Source organism: Agrobacterium sp. 5Ca50 (genome assembly GCF_055381905.1).
Window position 1 is genome coordinate 2777858 of record NZ_AP026438.1, and the last position, 22291, is coordinate 2800148.

Here is a 22291-nt window from a genome sequence, read left to right on the forward strand (position 1 = left end):
AAGCCTCCTATCGGTCCAGGTTCTTGCCAACGGCGCGCATCAGGAAGATGGCAACCACATTGGCCAGTACAACGGCGATGATACCGCCAGCGGAAGCTCCGCCTACATCATAGCCAAGCAAAGCTGTGCGGTAGATGAGGAAGGCGAGATTGGTCGAAGCGTAGCCCGGGCCGCCATTGGTCGTGACAAGGATTTCCGCATAGACGCCAAGCAGGAAGATCGTCTGGATAAGGATGACGACAGTAATTGCGCGCGCCAGATGCGGCAGCACCAGATAAATGAACCGGTTGATGAAGTTGGCACCGTCCATTTCGGCCGCTTCCTTCTGTTCACCATCAAGCGATTGCATGGCCGTCAACAGAATGAGCGTTGCGAAAGGCAACCACTGCCACGCGACGATGATAACAATTGATAACAATGGAAACTGTGAAAACCAGTCGATCGGTTGAAACCCGAATAACCTGTTCAAGTCCGCCAGCACCCCATAACCGGGATGCATGATCATGTTTTTCCAGATCAGCGCGGCGACCGGCGGCATGACGAAAAACGGCGAGATAATCATGATACGCACGATGCCCTGACCGAAAATCGGCTGGTCGAGCAACAGTGCAATGGCGATGCCACCGATGACGGTGATCAGCAGCACGCCGCCAACGATCACCAGCGTGTTCCAGATCGACTGGAAAAACGCCGGATCGGTATAGAAGAACTTGTAATTGAACAGACCTGCGAAACTGACATTGGCCGGGTTCAGCAGATTATAGTTCTGGAAAGAGAACCAGAGCGTCATTGCCAGCGGCACGATCATCCAGACCAGCAGCAGCAAAACGGAGGGCGCCATCATCACGCGCGCCAGATTTTTTGTATTTTGCGTAGCCATCGATGCGGCTCCCTCCCAATGACGTTCCTTGTTTGATCAGCAAACAACGTCTGGCATTTTCTTGTTTTGAATGGGTGTCAACGCAGGCCCATGCCCCACCAACTCAAGCAGTCAGTGCATGCCCACCGCCCGGCACCAAGTGCCGGACAGTGGTCTTCAGGAGGATTACTTGATGTAACCGGAGCGGGTCATTTCGCGCGTGGCGGTGGACTGCGCGCCAGCAAGGGCGTCATCAACACTGGACTGACCGGCAACCACAGCAGAGAAAAGCTGGCCAACCGTTGTACCGAGTGCCTGGAACTCAGGAATAGCCACGAACTGGCCACCTGTGTACGGCACTGGCTTCACCGTTGGTTTGGTTATGTCAGCCGCATCCATCGCTGCAAGGGTCGGCTCGGCAAATGGAGCTGCCTTCTTGTATTCTTCGTTCTTATAGAGCGAGGTGCGTGTACCCGGAGGAACGTTTGACCAGCCTTCCTTAGCGGCTACAAGCGCGGTGTAATCCTTGCTTGTTGCCCACGAAATGAATTTTTCAGCAGCTTCCGACTTCTGCGAGCTGGCAGGAATGGCTAGGTTCCAGGACCACAACCAGTTGCCGTGGTTCTTCAATTCACCCTGTGTTGGGAACAGCGCATAGCCGACCTTGTCAGCAACGGTGGAATCCTTCGGGTTAGACACGAAGGATGCCGCAACCGTGGCATCAATCCACATGCCGCATTTGCCCTGCTGGAACAATGTCAGGTTTTCGTTGAAGCCGTTGGAGGAAGCACCGGAGGGGCCGGCATCCTTCATCAGGTCTACGTAGAACTGAAGGGCATTTTTCCACTCAGGCTGATCGAACTGCGGTTTCCAGTTTTCATCGAACCAGCGACCACCGTAAGAATTGGCAAGAGCAGTGATGAACGCCATGTTCTCACCCCAGCCAGCCTTGCCGCGAAGGCACATGCCGTTGATGTCTGCAGAACGATCGGTAATCTTGCGTGCAGCATCGCCAATGAATTCCCATGTCGGGTTTTCCGGCATCTTCAGACCAGCTTTTTCGAACAGGTCCTTGCGGTACATGATCATCGCGGATTCGCCATAGAACGGCGCCGCGTAAAGTTTGCCCTCAACCGACAGACCACCGCGGATAGCAGGCAGAAGGTCATCAACGTCGTAGTTATCGCCCAGCTTCTCAAGGGGAAGAAGCCACCCTTGCTTGGCCCAGATTGGAACTTCGTAGTTGCCAATTGTCAGGACGTCATACTGACCGCCCTTTGTGGCAATGTCCGTGGTGACGCGTTCACGAAGAACGTTTTCTTCAAGCGTGACCCACTCAAGCTGGATATCCGGGTTCTTGGACGTGAAGTCTTCCGTCAGACCCTGCATACGGATCATGTCGCCATTGTTGACGGTTGCGATGGTGAGGGTTTCAGCCGAAGCCATGCCCGCAAAGGCGAGCGCCGAGCATGCGCCCAGCAAAATTGTTTTCAATGTCATATCTTCCTCCCAGAAGAAAATTGAGCATTCGCTTTGCTCCAGGGCAATTACTCACTTAAGGCGAGATAAAGTCAAGCCCCGACCTGTCACATTGATGCGACCGGCAATTAACGACATGAAAAGGAATAATTATTTTTTGCTCAGTGAGAGAGCAAATATTCGGCAGCACGTTCGTCGGTAATCAAACCATTGAGCAAACGTCCCCGCAAAGCAGCCAGCATGGGCAGTAATTTACGTTGCCCCTGCGCGATGCCAATCACGACAGAACTGTCGCGAGAAGGGAGCGGCACACTCGCCACGCGCTGGTTGACGACGTTGTCGAGGATGTGGCCATTCTCATCATACATCCAGCCGCAGATTTCCCCGGCTGCACCCTGAGCAACAAGTGCCCTCATCTCGTCGACACCAAGGAAACCATCGAGACACAGAGGCGCGTTCTCACCCATTTCGCCAACACCGACGAAGGTCACATCAGCGGCTGTGCCCAACGCCAGGGTCGAGCGGACAAGCGGTTGATCATGCAGCAGTTCGCGCTCCTCGGGCGAGGAACACAACACCGGCAGCGGCATTGGAAAGTGGCGCGCCTTGATAGCATCGGCCATGCTGAAGATGACGTTGTAATAGGCGGCGGAGCCATCTGGTCCGATATTACCGGTCAACGAAACGATCCGGTGCTGCGGGCACTCCATCGGCGGCAATTGATCCACTGCCGCTTTCAGCGTGCGGCCGGTACCCACCGCAAGCACGATAGGGTCTGGCCGTTTCAACCATCGCTCGATCTCTGCCGCTGCGGCCTCGCCAATGCCGACCGTGGTCGAAATCCCCTCGGGGTCGCTCGGTACCACCTCGATATATCGAAGGTCGAATTTCTGACGCAGGGCTTCTGCCTTTTCAAGGCATGCAGCGATGGGATGATCGAGCCGGACTTTAATGAGACGCTCAGCCACCGCAAGCGACACGAGACGCTGCGCGGTCTGGCGGGAAATGCTCATGGCTGCAGCTATTTCATCCTGCGTACGTCCAGCAACATAATAGAGCCAGCCAGCACGTGCTGCATCATCCAGACGACTGCCAGTCTCGGACCGCTTTGCCATTCAACAGCGCCTTTCTCAAGAATCCCGCCCTGTTTTGCTGCCATTATTTGCCGGCCGCTGTCAAACAGTGCCTGTCAGGATACGCCTGAAAATCATGTTGCACCACGCATTAACGGCCAAATTGACAGTGGTAAAGACGGCCACGCTGAACGACGGGCGTAAATTAGAAAATAAAAGCAAAAACAGATAGATAAATGTTGCTACTATATTCAAGGCGCCGATTTCAGGTTGAGTGCGAGCGAGGATCAAGCAAGTCCCGCAAACCATCTCCCAACATATTGAAACCAAGCACGGCAAGCGCAATGGCAATACCCGGCATGATGGCAAGCCATGGGGCCACACCGAGATAGGTTTGTGCGTCCGACAGCATACGCCCCCAGGTTGGGGTGGGTGGTGGCATGCCAAGACCAAGGAAACTCAGACCCGTTTCGGTGAGAATGGCTAGACCAAGTTGGATGGTAATCTGCACAGTAATGATATGGGCAATATTCGGCAGAATATGTGTCCGCGTGATCTGCAGACGACTGCGCCCCATGGCAATGGCTGCGGTAACATAATCACGCGTCCAGATTTGAAGCGCGGAGCCCAGCGTCAGTCGCGCAAACACCGGCACCATGAACACGGCAATCGCGACGATGGCCGTGAAACGTCCGGCACCGATAAATGCGCCAAGCATCATCGCCGAAAGGATGGGCGGTAAAGCAAAGATGATATCGCACAGGCGCATGACGACGTTTTCTGTCACGCCTCGTTTGGCGGCCACCACAACACCGATCAGGCTGCCAACACTGGCACCGAGCGCCACGGCAATCAGCGAGATCGAAAGTGAGTTCCAAGCACCCACCATCAGCATCGACAGAACGTCACGCCCGAAATGATCCGTGCCAAGCAACCCCTGCTCCAACGGTGCCTTGAGCTTGTTGGCGATCTGCATTTTCGTGGGCGAATACGGCGTCCAGAACAGCGACAACACGGCCATGGCCAGCAACAGCATGGTTATGACCAAACCGCTCATGAAGATCGGGCGACGTATAGCGGATATCGTCATGACACCTGCTCTCTCAAGCGAGGGTCGATCAAGAGATAAGCCAGATCGACGAGGAAATTCATGATGATAACCAGAGCGCAGAAAAACATGATCACGCTTTGCATGACAATGATATCGCGCTGTGTCAGGGCCTGATAGGCAAGCCTGCCCAATCCCGGCAGGTTGAAAACATTCTCGACCAACACAGTTCCGGCAATCAGGAATGTGAACTGCAATCCGATCATCGTCACCACAGGAACCAGCGCGTTTGGCACTGCGTGGCGCCAGATGGTGGCAGCTTCGCTCAAGCCCTTGGCGCGCGCCGTACGGACATAATCTTCACTCAGCACTTCCAGTACGGCCGACCGGCTGACCCGTGTCAGCACACCGGCCTGTGAAAGCGCCAGTGCAACCGCTGGCATGACAAGCGCCTGCAAACTGGCAGCAATGCCAGCCTGCCAGCCGGGAAAACCACCGGCGGGCATCCAACCCAGCAATGTCGAAAACAGAATGATTAGCAACAGCCCAACCCAGAAACCGGGCACCGCTATGCTGACATAAGAGAACATGCCAGCCACCACATCAAACGCCCTGTTGCGGTTTCTGGCCGCATGCACACCGAGTGGCAAGGCAATGGCGATGGACAGCACAATAGCCATCAACGCCAGTGGCACTGTGACCTTCAGCCGTTCCAGAACAAGACCCGTCACCGGCACGCCATAGGTGATGGACTGCCCGAGATCGCCCTGTAAAACACCGGCCAGCCAGTGCAGATAGCGCAGTGGCAACGGCTGGTCCAAGCCGAGCTGTTGTTGAAGGGCCGCAAGTGTTTCCGCACTTGCCGATGTGCCAAGCATGATGGCCGCCGGATCACCCGGCAGCAGCCCCATCACAAAAAAGATCAGCACGGACACTAAAGCCAGAGTCAGCATCAGATTGAGAAAACGGCGACCGACGAGTTTCAGCATAATACCTTCCACAACACGCCGGGCACACCACGTCTCTTAACCTGTAAACCCAAGGGTTACTCTTCCCAATGAACGTCGCTCAGGACGTTAGACGGAATAGGTTCGTTTTCCCATAATCCCTTTAGTTTCCCGTCCCAGACGCCCAGTTTTGGCATCACGAACAGGAACAGCGCTGGCACATCCTTTGCCAGAATTTCCTGTGCGTCTTCGTAGAGCGCATCCTGCTGGGCAATGTCAGTTGTCATCTCGACATTGCGGATGATCTCATTGAAGGCCGGGTTGCGATAATTGAAGTAGTAGGGATCCCGTGAGTAGATATCGATGTCCATCGGCTCGGCATGCGCGACAATGGTCATGTCGTAGTCTGCACCCTTCAGCACATCGGAAACCCACTTGGCCGGAAACTCCGTCGTTTCGATATTCATCGTTACGCCAATTTCCGCAAACATCGCCTGAAGGACTTGCGATGTGCGTTGGGAATACGCCATTTGAGGCGCCTTGATCGTAAACGTCAGGCCATTGGCGTACCCGGCCTCAGCCAGCAGTGCCTTCGCCTTTTCAGGGTCGTACGGGTATGTGCCGGTCATATCGACATAGGCGCGGTCATTGGGCGTGTAGTGGCTGCCAATCGCCGTACCATAACCAGACCATGCACCTTCTATAACGGCTGAACGATCCACGGCCATCATCAGGGCCTGACGAACCCGCTTGTCGTCAAAAGGCTTGCGGGTATTGTTCATTCCCGCAACAACCTTCAATTCGGTATTGCCGATGACGGTCACCAGACGCTTGTCGCCACCAAAGGAATGCATCAGTTCCGGTGCACCAAACTCCGGAAACGCATCAACATCACCAGCTTTGAGGGCTGCAGCCTGCGCTTGCGGGTCGGTGATGAAACGGAAAGTCGCCTTTTCAAGCTGGATCGATGCGGAGCTGTCCCAATAAGCATCGTTGCGAGCCAGTTCGACCTTGTCGCCCTTGGCCCAGTTCACAAACTTGAATGGTCCGGTACCGACGGGCGTGGTCTTATTGTTCTCCGCAGATTTCGGAGCAACCATTACCGATGCCGGCCAGCCCAGCCAGTACAGCAGACTGCCGGCGGGTTGCTTCAGTTTGATGACGAGAGTGGTGGCATCAGGCGTGTCGATCGTATCAATCGAGGTAAAGAACCGTTTTTGCGGGTTAACCGATGCATCGCCACGCGCCCGGTCCAGCGCAAACTTGGCAACGGACGAATCGAACGCTTCGCCATCATGGAAGCTGACACCACTGTGCAGCTTGAATGTGTAGGTCTTGCCATCGTCAGATATCGTCCAGCTTTCAGCCAGCTGTGGCTGGATCTTGCCGTCATGGTCGATGCGGACCAGACCTTCAAAAATATTCTGCCATGTCACCTGACCGATAGCGACAGGTGCGGCAATGGTCGGATCAAGCCCTGCTGGCTCTATGCCCATGCCAAGAGCAAGCGTGGTCTTGGGTGCAGCCAATACGGGTGCAGGAACAAAAGACAGTGCCAGCATACCACTGAACGCAATGCCAAGCGCGACACGCCGCGTCAGCTGTACCGGCTGAGAAAAAGAACTGCGCATCATTATCCCCCGTTAGGCGGCAACAGCAAAGAAACACACTGGCCGTATATTCGCAAAATCGCGCAAACATTTTGTGTTCATCGCGTTGCCGAAAGCGCTACACGAAGTATGGGGTAAAAATCAACCACCTACTTTGAAATAGATTGCTGCATGAAGTGCTCGATGAAATCGGCAAGTGTTGAAGCGGCAAAGGACAGCTCCCGGTCTGGCGCAACACAAAGCTCGACATAAGTGCGAACGCCCTTGGTGCCAACAAGGGGAATTGCCACCATCTGCCCGGACTTGATTTCGCGTTTGACCGCCATGGCAGGCAATACGGTCACGGCGGTTTCATCAAGGACGAGCTCTTTCAGAATTTCGAGTGAACTTGCCGTAACCACCGGTTCACAGGAAATCCCCGCCTCTCCAAACAGGGCATCAAAGGCCTGTCGTGCCGCAAAATTCTTTTCCGGAAGCGCCAATGGCAGGGTCGCAAGATCTGCGAGTGATATGCCATCTTTACCGGCAAGAGCATGGCCAGCCGGGAGAATGACATCATAGGCGATTTCGCGACGGGCGCGGATTTTGACCTCGGCGGTCTTTGGCGCAAACAACGTGATGGCAATATCGGCCTGCGCGGAGACAAGCGCATCGATGGCCTGACGGGCGCTGGTGATCCGTACTTCGAAACGCAGTTTGGGATAGGTCCGGCTGAACTGGGCAAGAACCGGTGCAAGCAGGCTCGAAACCGCCGCGCCATTGGCATAGATTGTTACCTGTCCACGCTCGAGCCCCTTCAGGTCATCGATCAACTGATGGACCTGATCGAGTTCACGCAGGGTCTTGCCTGCCCGTGCGGCCAGAAATTCGCCGGCAGCCGTCAGCGTCACACCCCGGCTGGATCGTTCCACGAGTTGTGTTCCGAAATACTCCTCGAGATTTTCAATCTGGCGGCTGATGGCTGTTGGCGCAACGTTGAGGTTTTCCGCTGCCGCACGCATTGAGTTGGTGCGCACAAGTTCGTCGAAATACAGCAATGCACGCAGGTTCATCCGGCAGAAATCCTTCTAAAACGGGCGGAGCATAGGGAAGATAATGTCACGCGAAAACATCTCATTCCTGACACGCACAGGAATGAGATGGATCGCGAGACAGACGTCTTGCTCAGTTACGGCGGAAACCCTCGCTCGCAACAAGCAGCTTGTGTGTGTAATCGGCAGAAAACTCGCGGGTTTCCAGTGCCTTTGCAGCCAGCATCTCCACAACCTTGCCGCTTTTCATCACCGCCAGGCGTTCACACATATGGCTTATGACGCCAAGGTCGTGGCTGACCATGACGAAGGTCAGCTTGCGCTTCTTGCGTGCCGCCTCCAACAGGTTGAGGATTTCAGCCTGAATGGAAGCATCGAGAGCAGACGTCGGCTCATCCAGCAGCAGGATTTTTGGCTCTACGATCAACGCACGGGCAATGGCAATACGTTGACGCTGGCCACCGGAGAGCTGATGCGAATAACGGAAGCGGAAACCCGCACCGAGACCAACCTCATCGAGCGCACGCGATATACGCTGCTCGCGATTATCCATGCCGTGAATGACAAGCGGCTCCAACAGCAGGGCATCCACCGTCTGGCGCGGATGCAGGGAACCATAGGGATCCTGAAACACCATCTGCACGTCGCGGTAAAAGCTCTTGTCGCGCTTTTTGCCTTTATAGGAGCGTCCGGCAACCGAAAGGCTGCCCTCCTCAAAAGAGGCAAGCCCGGCAATCGCACGCAGCAGCGTGGATTTACCAGAGCCAGATTCACCCACGATGCCGAAGGATTCGCCCTGCGCCACATCAACACTGACCTGATCAAGCGCCACGAAATCATCAAAGGCGACAACCATGTCACGAACAGAAAGTACAGCCGTCATAGCGCCCACTCCGGTTTGCGTTCCAGAACCGGCAGGGGATGACGATCATCACCGATCTGCGGAAGACATTTCAAAAGCCCCTGTGTGTAGGGGTGCTTGGCCGAGGCAAGGTCTGCGGAAGGCAGTTCTTCAACCACCCGCCCTGCATACATCACGATAACCCGGTCACAGAAGGATGACACCAGTCGCAAATCATGGGACACAAAAATCAGCCCCATGCCACGCTCGGTCACAAGCTTGTCGAGAATGCCAAGCACCTCCAACTGCACCGTCACATCGAGCGCAGACGTCGGTTCATCGGCAATCAGCAGTTCTGGCCCGCAGACCAGCATCATGGCAATCATGACGCGCTGGCCCATGCCGCCTGAGACTTCATGCGGATAAAGATTGAACACACGTTCCGGGTCACGGATCTGTACCGCTTCCAGCATGTCCAAAGCCCGCTTGCGTGCCTCGGAAGATCCGATGCGCTCATGCGTTTTCAGCGTTTCGACAATCTGGCGACCAATCGTCATGACAGGATTGAGCGAATATTTCGGGTCCTGCAGGATCATAGCAACACGCTTGCCACGCAGCGCCCGCCTTCTGCCGGCAGACATCCCAAGCAAATCCTCGCCCGCAAATTCGAGACGGTCTGCCTCGATTTTCGCGTGTCCCGGTGTCAGGCCCATAATGGCCCTGCCCGTCTGCGATTTTCCGGAACCGGATTCACCCACGATACCAAGACGTTCCTTGCCAAGCGTAAACGACACGCCGCGCACCGCTTGCACCTCACCCGTTCGTGTCGGGAAGGTCACGCGCAGGTTTTCAACCGTCAGAAGCGGCGTCATTGTCCAGCCTCCTTCGGGTCAAGCGCATCACGCAAACCATCACCCAGCAGGTTGAAGCCAAGGCTGACGACGAGAATGGCGATACCCGGCATGGCGGCAACCCACCACTGGTCAAGGATGAAACGACGCCCGGACGCGATCATCGCACCCCATTCAGGCAGCGGCGGCTGTGCGCCAAGGCCGAGAAAACCAAGACCGGCAGCCGTCAGGATGATGCCAGCCATATCCAGCGTCACACGCACGATCAGCGACGACATGCACAATGGCATGACGTGTTTCAGCACGATGCGAAGCGGTGAGGCACCCATCAACTGCACAGCAGCAATGAAGTCCGAATTGCGGAAGGTCATGGTCTCTGCACGGGCAATACGCGCGTAGGGAGGCCATGAGGTCAGCGCAATCGCCAAGACCGCATTTTCAATACCTGGTCCGAGAGCCGCAACCAGCGCAAGCGCCAGAACCAACTTTGGAAATGCCAGAAAGATATCGGTAATGCGCATCAGAACCGCATCGACCCAGCCACCGGCATAACCGGAAACCGTACCGATGATCAGTCCGACAGGTGCTGCAATGATCGCCACCAGTCCAACGACAAACAGCGTTAGCCGCGAACCGTGGATAAGACGCGACAGGATATCGCGTCCCTGATCGTCAGTGCCAAGCCAGTACCCTGCCGTTCCCGGTGGCATAAGGCGCGCATTGCGCAAATCGCCCTGTACCGGTGAGTGCGGCGCCAGCACATCCGCAAAAATGGCCACCAAAATAAGAGCCAGAATAATACCGAGACCAGCAAGCGCCAGCCGATTTTCAGAAAACCGGCGCCAGATAATGTAGGCACGACCAAGCCGTGCCTGCTTGCGCGAGGTTGGACGGTCCGACAGCAGCCATTCACGGCTATAGGGTTTAAGTGATGTAGTCAGTGTATTCATCGGCTGCGCGTCCTCGGATCGAGTGTGCGGTACAGCAGGTCGGACAACAGGTTGATACCGACGAAGACGGCACCCACAACGATGGTACCACCCAGCACGGCATTCATGTCCGCATTCTGAAGCGAATTGGTAATATACAGCCCAAGACCGGGCCATGCGAAGATTGTTTCCGTCAGCACCGAGCCTTCCAGCAATCCGGCATAGGACAGTGCAATCACTGTCATCAGCGGCACGGCAGCATTGCGCAGTGCGTGGAACCAGATGATGCGGGCCTCGGAAAGACCTTTGGCGCGAGCTGCCACGACATATTCCTGTGCCAGTTCATTCAGCATGAAGCTGCGCGTCATGCGGCTGATATAGGCAAGAGAGAAATAGCCGAGCAGACCGGACGGCAGAATGATGTGACGGAACAGGTCCCACAAAACATCCCATTGCCCCTGCCATGCGGCATCGAACAGATAAAAGCCGGTAATGGGCGTAAACGTAAATTCGTAAACGATATCAATACGCCCGGGATAGGCTACCCAGTTCAGCTGCGCATAAAATACCAGAAGAGCCAGAAGTCCGAGCCAGAAGATCGGCACAGAATAACCAACAAGTCCAATGATGCGAACGATCTGGTCGATAAAGCTGCCACGTTTGACAGCCGCCAATACACCAAGCGGAATACCGAACACCGCACCGATCAGCGTACCAATCGTGGCAAGCTCCATGGTGGCGGGGAAAACGCGCTTGATGTCCTGCATGACCGGGTTGGTCGTGAGAACGGAAATGCCGAAATCACCCGACAGTGCCTGCCGGATGTAAATGATGAATTGATGCCACAAAGGCAGATTGAGACCGAGTTGCTCACGCACCCGTTCCACAACATGCGCCGGTGCACGGTCTCCCACGATGGCCAAAGCCGGATCGATAGGCACAACACGACCGATAAAGAAGGTTACGGCCAACAGACCCAAGAAGGTCGTGATGACGGTAAGGGCGAAGCCGAGAACGGCTTTAAGGCGTGCGTTGGCGCGGCTTTTGCCGCGCCTTGCCTTTGGTTTTGAATCCACGATGCTCAAAAGCGTGATCCCTTACGGATCAATCCTTGGAGATCGGGAAAACGAAGTTGGTATCAAAGCTCGGACCAAGCTTGAAACCCTTCAGTTTGGCGGAATAACCGGCAACTTCTGTCTGCTGGAAAATCACGACAAACGGACCGCTTTCGAGAACCTTCTTCTGCAGGTCTTCGTAAATCGCCGCACGCTTGGCATTGTCTTTTTCCAGAAGCGCAGACTGTGTTTCCTTCGTCAACTCAGGCACGTCCCAGGCGTTGCGCCAGGCAAGTGTCTTGTTCTTGCCTTCGTCGGAGTTGTCATAGTTGATGGTGAAGGTTTCAGCATTGGAGTTCGGGTCGAAATAGTCAGAGCCCCACTGGCCGATATAAATGTCATGCGTGCGTGCACGATACTTGGTCAGTGTCTGCTTGCCGTCACCTGGAATGATTTCCAGCTTGATACCAGCCTGCGCAAGTGTCTGCTGTACGCTTTCGGCAATGCCGGTCACCGGCTGCGTGTTGCGAACATCCATGGTGACAGTGAAGCCATCAGCAAGACCGGCCTTTGCCAGCAGTTCCTTGGCCTTGGCAACGTCCAGCTTGTATGGGTTCTCGTCGAGTGCACCCAACTGGCCCTTTGGCAGGAATGTTTGGTGGATTTCGCCGATGCCCTTAATCAGGGTTTCGCCAATGGCGTCGTAATCAACGAGGTATTTGAAGGCCTCGATAACTTCAGGCTTCTTCAGGTTCTCGTTTTTCTGGTTGAGGCTGAAGTAATAGACGGTGCCCTTTGGTGCTGAGGTAACCGAGAGGCCTTCCTTCTTGGAAACGGCTTCCATGTCGCCTGGCTCAAGGTTACGGGCAACGTCGATGTCACCATTTTCCAGCGCCAGACGCTGGCCCGAGCTTTCCTTCATGTGACGGTAAACGACACGCTTCAGCTTTGGTGCTTCACCGTAATAGTTGGTGTTGGCTTCCAGAATAACCGCTTCGTTAGCCTTCCAGCCAAGGATCTTGTACGGGCCGGAACCGGCGTAACCGGTCTTCAGGAATTCGTTGCCGAAATCTGTTTCATATTTGTAGTCGTCAGTCGGGGTAACGGCCTTTGCCTTTTCCTCGATCAGCTTTTTGTCGATAACGGACGCAACAGTAGAGGTCAGCACGTTGAGAACGAAGCTCGGTGCATAGGCCTTGTCGACGGTCAGAACAAAGGTTGCATCGTCTGAAGCCTTCGCCTTTTCAGTGACGTTATCGCCAGTCAGGCCGAACTGCGTCAGCAGGAATGCAGGGGATTTATCAAGCTTGACTGCACGCTCAAACGAGAACGCAACGTCGGCAGCCGTAATCGGATTGCCGGAAGCAAACTTCAGACCCGACTTCAGCTTGAACGTATAGGTCATGCCATCGTCAGAGATCGTCCAGCTCTCAGCCAGATCGCCAATAACCTTGGACGTATCGTCAATATTGATGGTGACCAGCTTGCTGTAGGTGTTACCGGTCACTTCCGCAGCCGACAGCTCGAATGCCTCACCCGGATCGAGCGAAATAATGTCGTCGATTGCGAACCCTTCGACCAGCGTGTCCGCCGGTGTTGCAGCAAACACCTGCGGTGCAAATGCAACCGACAGGGCGAGCACAGCACTGGTGCTGAGAATACGCATGTTTTTATTGAACGACTTAATCATAGTTTCCCCTTTTCTGTGAGTACGACTGCACTCAACCTTTCACTGGCTCATGCCACGCTTGAGCCAGAACCCTCAGCCAGTTTTCCCGGCATATTTTAGCTATATCTTCTTCACCGTATCCCGCGTTTTGAAGCGCGGCAACCAGAATATGATTGCCACTCGCATCGGAAATTTCTGCCGGAATAGTTGCACCGTCGAAATCCGAACCAAGCGCCACACAATCAATTCCCATGCGCTCCACCATGTAATCGATATGGCGGATCATGTCGGCAACTGGCGTGTTGCCGTCATTGCGACCGTCGGCACGCAGCATGGTCACGGCATAATTGAGGCCTGCAAGTCCCTTGCTTTCCTTGATTGCATCCATCTGCTTGTCGGTCAGGTTGCGGGCGACCGGCGTCAATGCATGCGCATTGGAGTGACTGGCAATCAATGGCTGGTCACTGGTCTTTGCCACATCCCAGAAGCCTTTTTCGGTGATGTGCGAAAGATCGATCAGAATACCCAAGCGGTTGCACGCACGCACCAGTTCAAAACCGGCATCGGTCAAGCCAGGTCCGGTATCCGTCGTCATTGGATAGGCGAATGGAACACCATGGCCGAAAATGTTGTGGCGGCTCCAAACCGGACCGAGAGAGCGCAGGCCCGCCGCATAAAACACCTCCAGCGCATCGAGATCAGCCCCGATCGCCTCGCAGCCTTCCATATGCATGACAGCAGCAAACACGCCATCCGCCATCGCTTTGCGAATGTCGGCGGTGCTGCGGCACAGTCTCCAGGCACCGGCCTGGTCGAGCTTCAGGGCAATCGCTGCTTTCTCAAGCGCAATATCGAGAGAGGGGGACCGCTCCAGCGGTGCAGCCAAAGGCGTCTCGTAGTGACCGTTTTCATCCGGCTCTTTCAGAACCAGATCACCCGAGGGAATATAGATGGCACAAAGCCCACCAGCCACACCACCTGCCTTGCAGCGAGGCGCATCCATGTGCCCCTCTTTGGTGCCTTTCATAAACTCGGCAACGGGATCCGCGCCGGTTTTGCTGTTGTGCCACAAGCGAAGCAAAACATCATTGTGACCATCAAAAATCAATTGCATGCAGGAATGTCCGATACGGTTTGGGCGGGCAGCCATAATGGCCGTTTTGTCTGGCAGATGCCGGAATGTCACCGCGCGAGCAGCCTTTATCGGAGGCAACCTCCAAAGGCTCGAATATCTGTCGTATTCAAAGCTAAGAACATATCCTCAAAGAGTGCAAGCCGGATTTTTCATCACGACGCTTTTTTCACCAGTTCCTCAGAGGGGTAAAGTTAAGCCATCCAACCGCCTTGCGTTTTGCCAAGAACAGGCGTGTGAAACACGCCACAGACCTTTGCCTGCCAATCCGGATCCGAGGCGGAAACCCGGTCACGCCAACGGTCGGATTGCAGCATGGCCGCCCCAATCACCACAGGAGCCAATCCACGCGCTGCAAGCAGCGACAAACCGGCAATAATCGATGTTCCGCTGGAGATCACATCATCAACAAGCGCTATTCTTTTCCCCTCCATCAAAGGCAACATGCGCGGGTCTATATAGAGGCGTTTCTGCTGGTCCGGTGTGGTGATGGAGGACAGCGGCACCGACAATTCATCCAGGTACCAGAACTTGCGCGATGTCCCGAGCGGCACATACCGTGTGTGGCCGAGCTTGCGGGCAACTTCCGAGGCAAGGGTCAGTCCCAGTGTCGGCAAACCAACAATCACATCGGGATCATAGGTTCTAAGCTTCGCGGCAAGGTTTTCCGCCAGCGCATCCAGCACCGCAAAACTGGCCTGATTGACGATCAGCGACGCAAGCGCATGCTGGCCATCGGCAAGCGGACGAATTGGCAGGCAAATCTGCCGACCATCTTCAAGACTTGCCGGATAAAATCCGTCATGGGGACCGGAAACATCAAAACTGCCGGCTGCGTGGATTTCCTGCCAGAATTCGTGAGGGAGCATATCGGGTACCTTGCTCTGAGTGCGGGAAAAGGTCAGTCAATTCAGAGGTTGCTGTTCATTTCACTGATTGCCGCGCTTATAAAGCATCAGATCAAAAAGTGTACGCGGTTTTCAGATAATTAGCGCCGCGGAACCAATTCTGATTTGTTTCCAGCCGCTACGGACTATAAGCTTGGCGGACATTTCGAAAGACAGGAACCGCCGCTTGTTTCCGGTTCCATTTACCAGCAGGAATACCGCAATGCCCATGCAGGACAGAATATCAAAAGACGTGCCGTTTCTGACTGCACTGCGCCGGGACTTGCATGCCCACCCCGAGCTTGGTTTTGAAGAAGAGCGCACCAGCGATATCGTTGCAAAACTGCTGGAAGAAGCAGGCGTAAAAATCCATCGCGGCTTGGGCAAGACCGGCGTTGTCGGCACGCTGCAGATTGGCAACGGCACCAGAACAATCGGCCTGCGTGCCGACATGGATGCGCTTGCCATGCCGGAAGTGGCAGAGCGGCCGTACAAGTCGACCGTCGCCGGAAAAATGCATGCCTGCGGCCATGATGGACACACCACCATGCTGTTGGGTGCTGCACGTTATCTCGCCGAAACCCGCAATTTTTCAGGCACAGTCCATTTCATTTTCCAGCCAGCCGAAGAAGGTCGTGGCGGTGCGCGCAAAATGCTGGAAGACGGTTTCTTTGATCTGTTTCCATGCGATGCAGTCTACGGCCTGCACAATATGCCGGGACTGGCAACCGATGAAATGGCTGTGGTCGAAGGCCCGCAACTTGCCTCGTCCGACAGCTGGCGCATCACTTTCAAAGGCGTTGGTACCCATGGTGCAAAACCGCATCTGGGCCGCGACCCGGTGACGGCAGCCGGAACGTTTCTGGCCTCCCTGCAAAGCATTGTCGGCCGGGTGGTTGACCCGCTACAGCCAGCTGTCGTTAGCGCATGCTCCGTGCAGGCTGGCAATCCAAAGGCTCTGAATGTCATTCCGGATATCGTTGAAATCGGCGGAACTGCCCGTGCGTATACACCGCATGTGCGAGACCAGCTTGAGGAAGAAATGGGTCGCCTCGCACATGGCACCGCCGCCATGTTCGGCATTGAGGTTTCCTATGAATTTGAACGCCGCATTCCACCTGTCGTGAACGATGCAGACGCAACAAAGCGGGCTTTGTCGGCAGCGCAAACTGTGTTTGGGCAAAAAACACAAACCAGCTTCCCGCCGTCAACGGCCGGCGATGATTTCTCGTTCTTCTCTGGCAAGGTGCCCGGCTGCTATGTCTGGCTGGGCAATGGTCCAGCCGTGGACGGCGCGCTGCACCACAACACATCCTATGACTTTAACGATGACGCCATCGCCTCAGGCGTGGCCTTCTGGTCGACATTGGTCGAGCAGGAATTGCTGGCCGAGTGAAAACTTCACTGTCAACAGACGTCACCCCCGCCTCAAGCGAGGGGGGTGACGAGTTTGATATCTTAGCCGACAACGGCCAGAACTGGGCTTGTCATGACCTTCCCGGTGACGACATCAGCAATGCCCATATCGGTCTGATGTGGACCAACATTGCAGGCAAGCGTTGCACCAAAGCAGGCCTTGAACACCAGATAAGGCGGTTGCCACTCAACGACATTGCCCACAGCTTCGCGAACCTGTTCAAAGGCAGAAGATACCTCGGCAAGTGGCGCCTCAGACACCAATCCTGACAATGGCAACGGCAGCAGCGCCGTCACTTTACCCTTCGACGCAACGGCCATGCCGCCGCCCGCCTTGATGACCGCATTGGCAGCCAGCGCCATGTCGTCGACATTGCCGCCAAACACCGTGAGGTTGTGGCTGTCATGGGCAACTGTGGTGGCAAATGCCCCGTCCCACTCTCCCCACCCACCGAGGAAACCGGTGCGTGGTTTGGCAGTCGCCTTGCCGTGGCGATGAACAACCGAAATCATGGTTGTTCCCTGTGGCGGCACGACAAAACCATCAACGACGTCGGCTTCCGTTTCACCCCACTGGGTAAAGCGCGGCCGATCAATCGTTGCAAGACGAACTCTGTTGCCGGCAGATTTCACCCGGAAATCATCGGCCGACAGTTCTTCGACATGCACGGAGCCAAGCAGCGGTTTGCTATCGGCAGCCGACAGAGCCACAGACATCACACCATTTTCGGCAACGGGTACACCGCCTGCAAAAACGTGGCGCGCCCTAAAGTTTTGCAGGTCCTCAAACAGCACCAGATCAGCGCGTCTTCCGGCGGCGATCAGACCAAGGTCAGAGCGACCAAGCCGCATGGCTGCGTTCAATGTCGCGGCCTTCAGCGCCCAGACTGCTGGCAGACCGTAGCGAACCAGCCGCCGCACAACGTCATCCAGTCCACCACCATTGAGCAGATCATCGGGAAACACGTCGTCGGTGCACAGTGTCAGGGTTTGCGGCAGGTGGCGCAGCTTGTTCAACGCTTCGACAAATTCCGGCAGCAAGTGATCATGCGAACCGCGAAGCTCAATCGTCAGACCGGCTTGCAGCTTGGACATCAGATCTTCGGCAGAGGTAAGCTCGTGGTCGGAGGTTACGCCAGCCGTCATGAAGGCATTGAGGTCAGCACCGGCAAGACCGCGCGCATGGCCGCAGATCAGCTTTTCGCTGGCAAGACCTTCCTGCATGATGGTGCTCATACGCGGGTCGCCATCGATGACACCGCGCATGTTCATCATTTCCGCAACGCCACCAATTTCCGGCCAGAGCAACAGTTCCGACAGAACACCGGCGTCGAAATCCGCACCGGCCTGCTCCAGACCCGGAGCGGATGGCACGCAGGATGGTGCAAGCACGATGGTTCTGAGATTGAGGCCTTTGACCGCTTCAACAGCCCAACGCACGCCATCGACACCATGCACATTGCCGAATTCATGTGGATCCCAGACGATGCTGGTCACGCCTCGACTAAGAACGGCACCGGCATAAACCGACGGCGTCACCATGGAGCTTTCGATATGCATATGCGTGTCGATCAGGCCCGGCGCGATGAAGGCACCGCTGGCATCGATTACCCGCTCGGCATCCGACCGGCTGCCAGCCTCATGCACACTGGCAATCAGCGGACCAACGAGACCGATATCGGCAGGCCGAAGCTCTTCCGTCACCATATCAACGAGTGTGCCGCCCTTGATAAGAATATCAAACGGCATGTCACCACGGGCCGCCGCCACCGCACGGCTTCGCAGAGCTTCGACGTTCAGATCGTCAGGCTCATGCTGCGGATAATCCGACATCATCGCGCCCCCTCCACAAAGAGGGTTTTCAGAATGATGTCGCGGGCACGTTCAGCATTGACCTCCGCACCGTAACGGGCGTTGAACACTGCACGACCGGGCCGCGCTTCGAGAACCGTACGTCCACGCGTGAACGTGCCTTGCAGCTCAACGTCAATACGCGCCTTTTGCCATGTCACAAGCTCAGGATAACAAAACGCCACGGCAGCAACCGGATCATAAAGCGCCATCGAGGAGCGACCACGGCTGGTTGCGATACGAATGAAACCACCCAGGAAATCGGCAATCATCTCCGCGTTGCGCCCACCGGCGTTGCGCACCGGATCAACATCCTCAGGGCTCGCGGTGACCTTACGGCAAAGGTCGAGGTCCACCATGTGGAATGGCAGCCGACTGGAAATGACAATCGACAGGGCTTCGGGGTCCGCGAAGGCATTGAACTCGGCAGATGCCGTGTGATTGCCAGCGGTAACGCCGCCGCCCATCCACGTCAGGTCGATAATTCGCTCGGCAAGATCAGGCCGTGCGAGACAGAGCGCTGCAATATTGGTGAGCGGGCCGAGCGCAAGAATACGCTTTTCCCCTTCACCATTTTCCAGCCAGTCACACAATGCAGTAAAAGCCATGCCGCGTGGAATGGTCAACGGTCCAACATCCGGCAGGGTCCGGCCAAGCGTCGGAATGCCCGTTTCACCGAGAATACGCTCGGCAGTTTCCAGCTGGCCGAGCACCGGCAGTTCGCGGCCACTATGGATCGGAAAATCCCAGCCAAATGCGGCAACTGCACCGGCTGCATTCTGGCAGGCCTGCTTTAGCGGGGCATTGCCGAATACCAGCGACACACCGTCGATTTTAAGGCCAGACTGCATCACCACCAGAACGGCGGCAATGTCGTCAAAACCCATATCGGTATCGATCCAGACACCCATATCAGACCTCGTTCACACGTGCCGCTTTTTCAATCGGCAGGTCAAAATCAAGTTGGTCGCCTAGCGCATGCGATGACAGTGCTGCATCCGTTTCCGCCTTGATCGGACCAAGCGGCGTATCGAGAAGATATTCACGTGTGTTGCCGGCAAAGGACGTGCCGCGCACGGTACCCCGGAAAGGACCGGAACCGAGGTTTACCATGCGCGGCCGCCAGGCCAGTCCTGCAGCAGCAGGGATCTGGCCGGAAAGAGCCACATTGCCGTTCGGCGTTTTCAACTGGCCATTGTCAAGCGAGAAGACATTTTCAAAACCGACGAAGTCTGCAACGAAAGAGGATACCGGAGCATTATAGATTTCCTCCGGCGTGCCGATCTGCTCGATGGCACCGCCCTTCATCACGACGATGCGGTCAGCAAGCGCCAGTGCTTCGATCTGGTCGTGGGTAACGAAGATCATCGTTACGCCAGTTTCCTTCTGAACACGCTGAAGTTCGGTGCGCATTTCAAGACGCAGACGCGCATCGAGGTTGGACAGCGGCTCATCCAGCAAAAGCACTTTCGGCTCCATCACCATCGAACGGGCCAATGCCACACGCTGCTGCTGACCACCGGAAAGTTCTGCCGGCTTGCGCGATGCGAAGTTGGAAAGGCCAACCGACTTCAGACCGGAATTGACCTTGTCTTCCAATTTTTTGCCCGTCATGCCCTTGAGCTTGAGGCCGAAGGCCACATTCTCAAACACCGTCAGGTGTGGGAAAAGCGCGTAGGACTGGAAAACCAGACCGACCGCACGCTTGTTGGCAGATACGCGGGTAATGTCGACGCCATCAAGATCAATCCGTCCACCGGCAATCGGCATGAGGCCGGCAACTGCGCGCATGGTCGTGGTCTTGCCACAGCCCGACGGGCCAAGCAAAGCCAGCAATTCACCCTTGCGGATGTCCAGATTAAGATCCTTGACGGCAATCGAATTGCCGTAGGCCAGCGAGAGGTTCTGAAGGGAGAGATATTTTGCGTCAGACATAACGGGAGAACCCCAGGAAACGTTCGGCAAGGAAAACAATGCCGATGGAAAGGAAAGCCAAGAGCGAAGAAAGCGCGGCAACGGACGGATCGAAAACAATTTCCATGTAGCCCAGCATGTCGATGGGCAGGGTGCGCACGCCTGGACCGGATAGGAACAGCGACACAGGCACCTGATTGAAGCTCGTTACGAAACCAAGAATGAAGGCGGACAGGATGCCGCCACGGATGTTGGGCAACACCACCCGGAAGAAAGCGCCAAGCCGCGAGGAGCCAAGCAGAACAGCCGCTTCCTCAATGTCCGAACGCAGGTTGTTGAGGCTGGCAGACACCACCCGCACCGCATACGGCAGGATGAGCGCCGTATGCGCCAGAAACAGAGCCAGCGTAATGCCAACGCCAAATGGCACGACAAAGTAACGCAGCAACGCCAGACCAACGATGATGCCCGGCACGATAATCGGCGCGGAAACGATGGTTCTGACCGTCTCGGCAAACGGCAGCTTGTAGCGCGACATGGCGTAAGCTGCGGGAATGCCGAGCACCAGGGCCGTAAACGTGCCGCCAATCGCCAGGAACATCGACATGGCAAAACTTGCCCGGAAGCTCTCAACAGTAAAGACCTTGGCGATCCATTTCAGGGAGAAACCCTGCGGCGGAAAAGCCAGCGTATCACCGGCGGAGAAGGATGCCGCCACAATGATCAGGAACGGCCCGATAAGGAAGCCGAGCACCAACAGGAGCGTAATGGGAATGAAAAGGCGTTGGGTCATTTCTTGTTCCTCGCTGTCGCCAGTCGCTTGAGCAGGATGTTGGCAGCAAAGCTCATGATGATGAGAATGAAGGCGATGACGCTGGCAGATACGAAATTGTTCGAAACCGTAACCTGCTGGTAGAGGAGCGTTTCAAGCATCAGCACCTTGGAACCGCCGAGGATGGCGGGCGTGATGTAGGCGGTCAGCGAACCGGTGAAAACCAGCGTACCACCCACCACCAGACCTTCTTTGGTCAGCGGCAGAATGACCTTCCAGAACACCTGGAACCAGTTGGCACCCAGCACGCGGGCGGCAGCAATCGTGTCCTTCGGCATGTTTTCAAGCGCGCTGATCAGCGAAATGATCATCAACGGCAGGAAAAGCTGCAACAGACCGATAAACACGGCCGTTTCACTGAACAGGATACGGATCGGCGCGTCGCTCAAACCGATCGACATCAGCGCCTGATTGACGATACCGGTGCGGCCAAGAATAACGATCCACGCATAGGTACGCGCAACCGGTGAAATCATCAGCGGCAAAACGACCAGATTGACAGCGTGACCCTTGGAGCCAGGCGGCAAGCTGACAATGGCAAAAGCCGCCACATAACCGATGACCGCAGAGACCAGCGTTACCATGGCACCCAGCTTAAGTGTGCGCAGAAACACCGCCTGGTTCAGCGGCTCGGAGAAAAAGTCGACATAGGCGCTCAATGTCCACCCTTGCGGAGTGCGGAAACCCTCCGAAAGCAACATGAACACCGGCACAAGAAAAACCGCTGCTGCAAAAATCGCTGCCGGCAGAGCAAGCGCCAGAGCTTCAGTCCGGTTCTGAAACATTCAAATCATCCTTCAAGCGGTGCACCGTGCACCGCAAAGCGCAATCAAACCTCGTAAAGAGCGGAGTGCGGTCGGGTTACCC

General features: G+C 55.8%; 20 protein-coding genes. 1 reads left to right on the forward strand and 19 read right to left on the reverse strand.

The window, feature by feature from the left end:
• Positions 1 to 7: 7 nt before the first annotated feature.
• The 14 genes from ACZ5FM_RS13460 to ACZ5FM_RS13525 form a co-directional block, all read right to left on the reverse strand.
• Positions 8 to 880 (reverse strand): carbohydrate ABC transporter permease, encoded by an 873-nt coding sequence (locus ACZ5FM_RS13460; RefSeq protein WP_192488007.1) that lies wholly within the window; start codon positions 878 to 880, stop codon positions 8 to 10.
• Between the two features lie 165 nt (positions 881 to 1045).
• Positions 1046 to 2359, reverse strand: coding sequence for an ABC transporter substrate-binding protein (locus ACZ5FM_RS13465; RefSeq protein ID WP_464038934.1), 1314 nt, complete (start codon positions 2357 to 2359; stop codon positions 1046 to 1048).
• A 140-nt stretch (positions 2360 to 2499) separates the two neighbouring features.
• A complete protein-coding gene (locus tag ACZ5FM_RS13470; RefSeq protein ID WP_464038935.1) occupies positions 2500 to 3453 on the reverse strand; it encodes a sugar-binding transcriptional regulator in 954 nt (317 codons plus the stop codon).
• A gap of 223 nt (positions 3454 to 3676) precedes the next feature.
• Positions 3677 to 4501: an ABC transporter permease gene (locus ACZ5FM_RS13475; RefSeq protein WP_464038936.1), complete on the reverse strand. Its 825-nt coding sequence runs from the start codon at positions 4499 to 4501 to the stop codon at positions 3677 to 3679.
• Positions 4498 to 5448, reverse strand: a complete 951-nt coding sequence (locus tag ACZ5FM_RS13480) for an ABC transporter permease (RefSeq protein WP_464038937.1) — start codon at positions 5446 to 5448, stop codon at positions 4498 to 4500. Before ACZ5FM_RS13480 ends, ACZ5FM_RS13475 begins: the two co-directional genes overlap by 4 nt.
• Before the next feature lie 56 nt (positions 5449 to 5504).
• Positions 5505 to 7040: an ABC transporter substrate-binding protein gene (locus ACZ5FM_RS13485; protein WP_464038938.1), complete on the reverse strand. Its 1536-nt coding sequence runs from the start codon at positions 7038 to 7040 to the stop codon at positions 5505 to 5507.
• 125 nt (positions 7041 to 7165) lie between these two features.
• Positions 7166 to 8068 carry a LysR family transcriptional regulator gene (locus ACZ5FM_RS13490; RefSeq protein ID WP_464038939.1) on the reverse strand — a complete coding sequence of 301 codons (903 nt, stop codon included), beginning with the start codon at positions 8066 to 8068 and terminating at the stop codon, positions 7166 to 7168.
• A 112-nt stretch (positions 8069 to 8180) separates the two neighbouring features.
• Positions 8181 to 8930 (reverse strand): ABC transporter ATP-binding protein, encoded by a 750-nt coding sequence (locus ACZ5FM_RS13495; protein WP_464038940.1) that lies wholly within the window; start codon positions 8928 to 8930, stop codon positions 8181 to 8183.
• Positions 8927 to 9760: an ABC transporter ATP-binding protein gene (locus tag ACZ5FM_RS13500; protein WP_259142391.1), complete on the reverse strand. Its 834-nt coding sequence runs from the start codon at positions 9758 to 9760 to the stop codon at positions 8927 to 8929. The genes ACZ5FM_RS13495 and ACZ5FM_RS13500 overlap by 4 nt, the downstream gene beginning before the upstream one ends.
• Positions 9757 to 10689: an ABC transporter permease gene (locus ACZ5FM_RS13505; protein WP_250982296.1), complete on the reverse strand. Its 933-nt coding sequence runs from the start codon at positions 10687 to 10689 to the stop codon at positions 9757 to 9759. The genes ACZ5FM_RS13500 and ACZ5FM_RS13505 overlap by 4 nt, the downstream gene beginning before the upstream one ends.
• Positions 10686 to 11744 (reverse strand): ABC transporter permease, encoded by a 1059-nt coding sequence (locus ACZ5FM_RS13510; protein ID WP_405049369.1) that lies wholly within the window; start codon positions 11742 to 11744, stop codon positions 10686 to 10688. The genes ACZ5FM_RS13505 and ACZ5FM_RS13510 overlap by 4 nt, the downstream gene beginning before the upstream one ends.
• Positions 11745 to 11772: 28 nt before the next feature.
• Entirely contained in the window at positions 11773 to 13413 is a 1641-nt protein-coding gene (locus ACZ5FM_RS13515) for an ABC transporter substrate-binding protein (protein ID WP_312945818.1), read from the reverse strand.
• A 31-nt stretch (positions 13414 to 13444) separates the two neighbouring features.
• Positions 13445 to 14506: a dipeptidase gene (locus ACZ5FM_RS13520; RefSeq protein ID WP_464038941.1), complete on the reverse strand. Its 1062-nt coding sequence runs from the start codon at positions 14504 to 14506 to the stop codon at positions 13445 to 13447.
• 212 nt (positions 14507 to 14718) lie between these two features.
• On the reverse strand, positions 14719 to 15393 hold the full coding sequence (locus ACZ5FM_RS13525; protein WP_464038942.1) for a phosphoribosyltransferase: 675 nt from the start codon (positions 15391 to 15393) through the stop codon (positions 14719 to 14721).
• A gap of 241 nt (positions 15394 to 15634) precedes the next feature.
• Here ACZ5FM_RS13525 and ACZ5FM_RS13530 point away from each other — a divergent pair, with 241 nt between their 5' ends.
• Positions 15635 to 16807, forward strand: a complete 1173-nt coding sequence (locus ACZ5FM_RS13530; protein ID WP_464038943.1) for a M20 aminoacylase family protein — start codon at positions 15635 to 15637, stop codon at positions 16805 to 16807.
• Positions 16808 to 16869: 62 nt separating this feature from the next.
• Here the strand turns inward: ACZ5FM_RS13530 and ACZ5FM_RS13535 are convergent, their stop codons facing one another.
• Genes ACZ5FM_RS13535 through ACZ5FM_RS13555 form a run of 5 tightly spaced genes read right to left on the reverse strand, consistent with a single transcriptional unit; the run spans position 16870 to position 22209 of the window.
• Positions 16870 to 18663: an adenine deaminase gene (locus tag ACZ5FM_RS13535; protein WP_464038944.1), complete on the reverse strand. Its 1794-nt coding sequence runs from the start codon at positions 18661 to 18663 to the stop codon at positions 16870 to 16872.
• Positions 18660 to 19589, reverse strand: coding sequence for a nucleoside hydrolase (locus ACZ5FM_RS13540; RefSeq protein WP_464038945.1), 930 nt, complete (start codon positions 19587 to 19589; stop codon positions 18660 to 18662). The genes ACZ5FM_RS13535 and ACZ5FM_RS13540 overlap by 4 nt, the downstream gene beginning before the upstream one ends.
• A 1-nt stretch (position 19590) precedes the next feature.
• Entirely contained in the window at positions 19591 to 20613 is a 1023-nt protein-coding gene (locus tag ACZ5FM_RS13545) for an ABC transporter ATP-binding protein (protein ID WP_464038946.1), read from the reverse strand.
• Positions 20606 to 21385 carry an ABC transporter permease gene (locus ACZ5FM_RS13550; RefSeq protein ID WP_250982305.1) on the reverse strand — a complete coding sequence of 260 codons (780 nt, stop codon included), beginning with the start codon at positions 21383 to 21385 and terminating at the stop codon, positions 20606 to 20608. The genes ACZ5FM_RS13545 and ACZ5FM_RS13550 overlap by 8 nt, the downstream gene beginning before the upstream one ends.
• The gene (locus ACZ5FM_RS13555) at positions 21382 to 22209 is read right to left on the reverse strand and encodes an ABC transporter permease (protein ID WP_464038947.1); all 828 of its coding nucleotides are present in this window, start codon (positions 22207 to 22209) and stop codon (positions 21382 to 21384) included. The genes ACZ5FM_RS13550 and ACZ5FM_RS13555 overlap by 4 nt, the downstream gene beginning before the upstream one ends.
• Positions 22210 to 22291 lie beyond the last annotated feature (82 nt).

Excerpts from the sequence above, each read along its gene's own strand:
- ACZ5FM_RS13545 (WP_464038946.1), bottom strand. The coding sequence starts at position 20,613 with ATGTCTGACGCAAAATATCTCTCCCTTCAGAACCTCTCGCTGGCCTAC.
- ACZ5FM_RS13475 (WP_464038936.1), bottom strand. The coding sequence starts at position 4,501 with ATGACGATATCCGCTATACGTCGCCCGATCTTCATGAGCGGTTTGGTC.
- ACZ5FM_RS13520 (WP_464038941.1), bottom strand. The coding sequence starts at position 14,506 with ATGCAATTGATTTTTGATGGTCACAATGATGTTTTGCTTCGCTTGTGG.
- ACZ5FM_RS13530 (WP_464038943.1), top strand. The coding sequence starts at position 15,635 with ATGCCCATGCAGGACAGAATATCAAAAGACGTGCCGTTTCTGACTGCA.
- ACZ5FM_RS13515 (WP_312945818.1), bottom strand. The coding sequence starts at position 13,413 with ATGATTAAGTCGTTCAATAAAAACATGCGTATTCTCAGCACCAGTGCT.
- ACZ5FM_RS13495 (WP_464038940.1), bottom strand. The coding sequence starts at position 8,930 with ATGACGGCTGTACTTTCTGTTCGTGACATGGTTGTCGCCTTTGATGAT.
- ACZ5FM_RS13525 (WP_464038942.1), bottom strand. The coding sequence starts at position 15,393 with ATGCTCCCTCACGAATTCTGGCAGGAAATCCACGCAGCCGGCAGTTTT.
- ACZ5FM_RS13550 (WP_250982305.1), bottom strand. The coding sequence starts at position 21,385 with ATGACCCAACGCCTTTTCATTCCCATTACGCTCCTGTTGGTGCTCGGC.
- ACZ5FM_RS13460 (WP_192488007.1), bottom strand. The coding sequence starts at position 880 with ATGGCTACGCAAAATACAAAAAATCTGGCGCGCGTGATGATGGCGCCC.
- ACZ5FM_RS13535 (WP_464038944.1), bottom strand. The coding sequence starts at position 18,663 with ATGATGTCGGATTATCCGCAGCATGAGCCTGACGATCTGAACGTCGAA.
- ACZ5FM_RS13480 (WP_464038937.1), bottom strand. The coding sequence starts at position 5,448 with ATGCTGAAACTCGTCGGTCGCCGTTTTCTCAATCTGATGCTGACTCTG.
- ACZ5FM_RS13485 (WP_464038938.1), bottom strand. The coding sequence starts at position 7,040 with ATGATGCGCAGTTCTTTTTCTCAGCCGGTACAGCTGACGCGGCGTGTC.
- ACZ5FM_RS13555 (WP_464038947.1), bottom strand. The coding sequence starts at position 22,209 with ATGTTTCAGAACCGGACTGAAGCTCTGGCGCTTGCTCTGCCGGCAGCG.
- ACZ5FM_RS13490 (WP_464038939.1), bottom strand. The coding sequence starts at position 8,068 with ATGAACCTGCGTGCATTGCTGTATTTCGACGAACTTGTGCGCACCAAC.
- ACZ5FM_RS13470 (WP_464038935.1), bottom strand. The coding sequence starts at position 3,453 with ATGGCAAAGCGGTCCGAGACTGGCAGTCGTCTGGATGATGCAGCACGT.
- ACZ5FM_RS13500 (WP_259142391.1), bottom strand. The coding sequence starts at position 9,760 with ATGACGCCGCTTCTGACGGTTGAAAACCTGCGCGTGACCTTCCCGACA.
- ACZ5FM_RS13505 (WP_250982296.1), bottom strand. The coding sequence starts at position 10,689 with ATGAATACACTGACTACATCACTTAAACCCTATAGCCGTGAATGGCTG.
- ACZ5FM_RS13465 (WP_464038934.1), bottom strand. The coding sequence starts at position 2,359 with ATGACATTGAAAACAATTTTGCTGGGCGCATGCTCGGCGCTCGCCTTT.
- ACZ5FM_RS13540 (WP_464038945.1), bottom strand. The coding sequence starts at position 19,589 with ATGGGTGTCTGGATCGATACCGATATGGGTTTTGACGACATTGCCGCC.